Origin of the sequence: Mucilaginibacter sp., assembly GCF_039207105.1 — a bacterium.
GTDB lineage: Bacteria > Bacteroidota > Bacteroidia > Sphingobacteriales > Sphingobacteriaceae > Mucilaginibacter.
The window spans coordinates 1-4,403 of sequence record NZ_JBCECK010000257.1; the positions used below are offsets into that span (position 1 = coordinate 1).

Below are 4,403 nucleotides of genomic sequence, written 5' to 3' on the forward strand. Positions count from 1 at the left end.
TGAGACCGACAGATTAGAAATCTGTTGCTCTATCCAGCTGAGCTATGAGACCATCGCGATTTTTTCGCGGTGCAAATATGCAAAATTATGCTGAATTATCCATCAACTTTTTGCTAATTGATTTACAAATAGAAAACTGTGTGTTAAGTTACTAAACTGTAATGGTTTTACCGGTAACTAAATCAATAATAAAAGTTTTTTTGTTAATGATAATGGCTGCTTTATGATTACCTAAAAACTTCATTGCACCAGTATAGTACCATTTTACGCTATTAATTTCACCAATAGCTCCAAAAGTTACTGTACCACCGGTTATATCTCCCTTTTGGGTTAAATCAACGGTTACCTCATCTAAAGCATAATAAGCATGAATTGATGACGATCTTAATGACGACTTTGTAGCCGCTGTATCAACAAATGACTTTACACTGCCCCCGAATGAAATTAGTGTATTATTGCTTCCGTTTTCAACCAGTGATGCGTTAGCAGTTTGCAGGGCTTTGGCCTCATAAAAAGCTTTAATGTTATAAACAAAACTTCCGCGCGGCAACTGTCCGGTTGTTGCCAAGGAATCGAAAGCCGCGTAACCATTTAACTCAGAAAATACAGGATAACCATTTATTCTCGGCTTTTTTAAAGTATCACAACTAAAATAAAATTTAAAAAGTCCGCTGGTTTGTGATTTAATGGTATCGCCTATATTAGTACGGTAAGCAACTACCGTATCCGGGAAAAATGAACACAGGTTAAAAAGCCCTTTTACAGAAACCTTTGAATTGTTGAGTGTTGTAAAGCCTGGCAGCAGTAATCCGTTGCTAATGTTTACTCCCCCATATGCCCCCGAAAAGGTTTGGGTAATATTCTTAACTATTTGTACCACTGCCATACCGGTTGTATCAATTGGAGAGCCGGGCTTGGATGGAGAACCAGAGTCAGGGTTGGATTTAGTGCCATTGTTCATTTTTACTTCTTTTCTGCAGGCAGAGTAAAGCAGCGTAACTCCTATTAATACCACAAGGAGCGTTTTAAATTTAAATTTCATGAAAGGAAAAGGTGTAGATTTTAGTATGTAAATGTTAAACTTATAATATTTAATTAATTGCTTTTCAGTTGTGGCAACAGGCAATTTAAGTGCCGTTTTGTATAAAGTTGAATAATATGCGTTTAACCGGCTTTCGGAAGCAGTGCATTAGTCATCAAAATCCGGCATTTGTGGAAAATAAGGTTCGCATCATTTATAAGCGGGCAAAATAATCCCCATAAAAACAATTCATTTTTTATATTTGGTTAATCCTAAATATTATGAGTTTACCCCAAAAACAGTACTACCTCAGCGAAGATCAATCACGCAGAAAATTTATTTACAATTTTACTAAGACTGCTGCAGTCACCGCTCTGTTGACATCTCCGTTGGCTGGTCGGGCAAGCGGCTTTTTCAACATCAAAGCTGATTTTACCGTAGGCCAGATCATGGATCTGTTTATAAATAAAGTACCGGGCGCACCTTTAAACCCTACTGTTGATACTTTAAAGTCCGGCAGCCGCGATATTAAGGTTACAGGGATAGTTACCACCATGTTTGCAACCATTGAGGTAATAAACAAGGCTATAGCGCTTGGGGCTAACTTCATTATAGCACATGAGCCGACTTTTTATAACCATCAGGACGAAACCGCATGGCTTGCTGGTGATGATGTTTACAGCTATAAGGCCGATCTGCTAAAGCAACATCATATTGCGGTATGGCGTAATCATGATCATATCCATCGCCTTAATCCGGATGGCGTTAGGATGGGGTTATTAAAACAATTAAACTGGGAGAGCTATTATGATGCTTCGGTAAGTGAAGTATTGACACTTCCTGATGCCTCTTTAAGCGCCCTTATCCAGCACTTAAAACAAAAATTATCCATTAGCCAGGTGCGCTATATTGGTAACCCCAACCAAATTTGCAAAAAAATACTGCTGATGCCCGGAGCATCGGGAGGTACCCGGCAAATACAGGCTATGGGTAAGTATAAACCAGATGTATTGATATGTGGCGAAATACAGGAATGGGAAACCGCCGAATATGTTCGCGACGCTCAGGCTAAAGGCGATAAACTATCATTAATTGTTCTGGGTCATATTGCCAGCGAAGAACCCGGATCTGAATTTATGGCCGGCTGGCTCAAAGAAAATGTACCAGGTATAAAAACAACGCATATCCCCGCCAATAATTCATTATCTTTTTTGTAACTGTTAAATACCGAACATAATACGTTGTATGTAAACATATTAGTTGTTAAATAATTTAACATTCCGTACAATTGCAAATTAGTTACTTTAATTACTATTAAGCTAATTATATGTAAATCATACAGTTGTTAGTTTTAGGAAATTTTCAATAAAGGAATAAAATTGCGGGTAATTACTGAACTTTTTTAATAAAAATGTGGTATTTTTAGCTTAAAAAAGCCATTTTTAGTTTTTTAAATAGAAAGTGTTTTTTTTACAATAAGTTAATCATACTTTTAACCAGATTTTTTTAACAAAACTTAATTTATGATCATAATTGCTGACGGTGGCTCAACCAAAACGAACTGGTGTCTGGTTACCGAAGAAGGTAAAAAAGTGTATTTTAACACTGAGGGCTATAACCCTTATTTTTCTGGTACGGAGTATATCATACAATCTTTAAATGAAAGTTTGCCAACCGACCTTGAGAAGGATGAAATAACCGAAGTAAATTATTACGGTGCAGGTTGTTCAACACCCGAAATGCGCAAAATTGTTGAAGAAGCGATGAAGGTCGTTTTCTCCAAATCAAAAGTGTACATTGGCCACGATCTGCTTGCAGCAGCCCGCGCCCTTTTAGGTAACACCGAAGGTTTTGCAGCTATTTTAGGTACAGGCACCAATACCTGTATTTATGATGGTAAAGATGTAGCCATGAACATTGACTCAGGCGCCTACATTTTAGGCGACGAAGGTAGTGGCTGCTACATCGGCAAAAAATTACTGACAGATTATCTGCGTGGTTATATGCCAGAGCCTGTACGTAACCTTTTCTGGGAAACTTACAAGCTTACTCCCGATGATATCAATGAGCAGGTTTACACCCAACCGCGTGCAAACCGTTTTTGCGCAAGCTTCAGCAAGTTTGTTTATGATAATAATGTTCATATCGAATACTCACGTAACCTGGTACGTACCTCATTTGAAGATTTTTTCCGTAACTTGGTAACCCACTACCCAGATTATCAGAAATATACCTTTAACTGCATTGGTTCAGTTGGTTATAACTTCAGAAACGTTTTAGAAGAAGTAGTTACCGAAAACGGTATGAAAGTAGGTAACATCATTCGCTCTCCTATAGATAACCTGGTGAAATATCACCTTGACCTTGCTCCAAGCTCTTTGTAAGAGGACTTTGGGACTATTGGACTTAGGGACAAAAGACTGATAGACAAAAGATCAAGGACAATAAAATATAAGAAGGGCCGGAAATAATTCCGGCCCTTCTTATTTAAATTTGTGAGTTATAGTAAATAGCTAACGTCCAAAAATCTTTTGTCTATCAATCCTTCGTCCAATAGTCCTAAAGTCCTCTTCCTCCCTATCCTATATTCATTTCGCCCTGGAATATTTTGCCGTATTTGCGTTTATCAAACTTATATAATTTGGCAGCCCGGTATGATACACCTTTCTGTTTTTCATCAAGCTCTTTCAAAAATCCGTAGCTCAGCATTTTTTTGCGAAAGTTCCTTTTATCCAGCTTTTTATTTAAAACCGCCTCATAAAGGGACTGCAGTTGGGTTAGGGTAAATTTTTCGGGCAGCAGTTCAAAAGCTATAGGCTGGTAATGCAGGCGCCTGCGTATCTTATTAAAGCCGGTGTTAAATATCTGGCTGTGGTCAAACGCCAGTTTAGGCAGTTCATTAACGGGGTGCCAAAACGCTTTTTTAGCGTATTGGGTAACAGGTCGTAATTCCTTCTGGCCGTTTATGCGAATCAAAGCATAGTAAGCTACGGTGATCACCCTACCCTGCGGGTGGCGGTTCACTTCGCCAAAGGTATGAAACTGTTGCATGTGCATATCCCGTAAGCCGGTTAGCTCGTACAAAATACGCTCGGCAGCATCATCAATACTCTCGTCCTGCTCAACAATATAACCGGGCAGGGCAAGCCAGTCTTTATAAGGCTCTTCGTTACGTTCTATAAGCAAAATTTTAAGCTCTCCGGCTTCAAATCCAAAAATTACGCAGTCAATAGAGAATACGGAATCAAACTTGGGTAGCATTACTTCCAAAATTGTACGGGGATTTAAGTTTATTTGCCTAAATATATGTGCTTAATTCCTAAACCAAAAAAAAATAAATAAAATTTAATGGTGTAATTTACACACACTATCTTCGTAGCAC

The 4,403-nt window shown here is 38.4% G+C and carries 4 protein-coding genes; 2 read left to right on the plus strand and 2 right to left on the minus strand.

Annotation, left to right across the window (positions count from 1 at the left end):
• Window positions 1–151 precede the first annotated feature (151 nt).
• Complete coding sequence (locus tag AAGC65_RS25090; protein ID WP_343115202.1) at window positions 152–1,042, minus strand: hypothetical protein; 891 nt, start codon at window positions 1,040–1,042, stop codon at window positions 152–154.
• A 260-nt stretch (window positions 1,043–1,302) separates the two neighbouring features.
• On the opposite strand from AAGC65_RS25090, the gene AAGC65_RS25095 reads away from it, so the two are divergent.
• On the plus strand, window positions 1,303–2,238 hold the full coding sequence (locus tag AAGC65_RS25095) for a Nif3-like dinuclear metal center hexameric protein (protein ID WP_343115203.1): 936 nt from the start codon (window positions 1,303–1,305) through the stop codon (window positions 2,236–2,238).
• 306 nt (window positions 2,239–2,544) lie between these two features.
• A complete protein-coding gene (locus AAGC65_RS25100; RefSeq protein ID WP_343115204.1) occupies window positions 2,545–3,405 on the plus strand; it encodes an N-acetylglucosamine kinase in 861 nt (286 codons plus the stop codon).
• Between the two features lie 193 nt (window positions 3,406–3,598).
• On the opposite strand, the gene AAGC65_RS25105 is transcribed toward AAGC65_RS25100, so the two are convergent.
• Window positions 3,599–4,291: an NUDIX hydrolase gene (locus AAGC65_RS25105; protein WP_407940722.1), complete on the minus strand. Its 693-nt coding sequence runs from the start codon at window positions 4,289–4,291 to the stop codon at window positions 3,599–3,601.
• Window positions 4,292–4,403 lie beyond the last annotated feature (112 nt).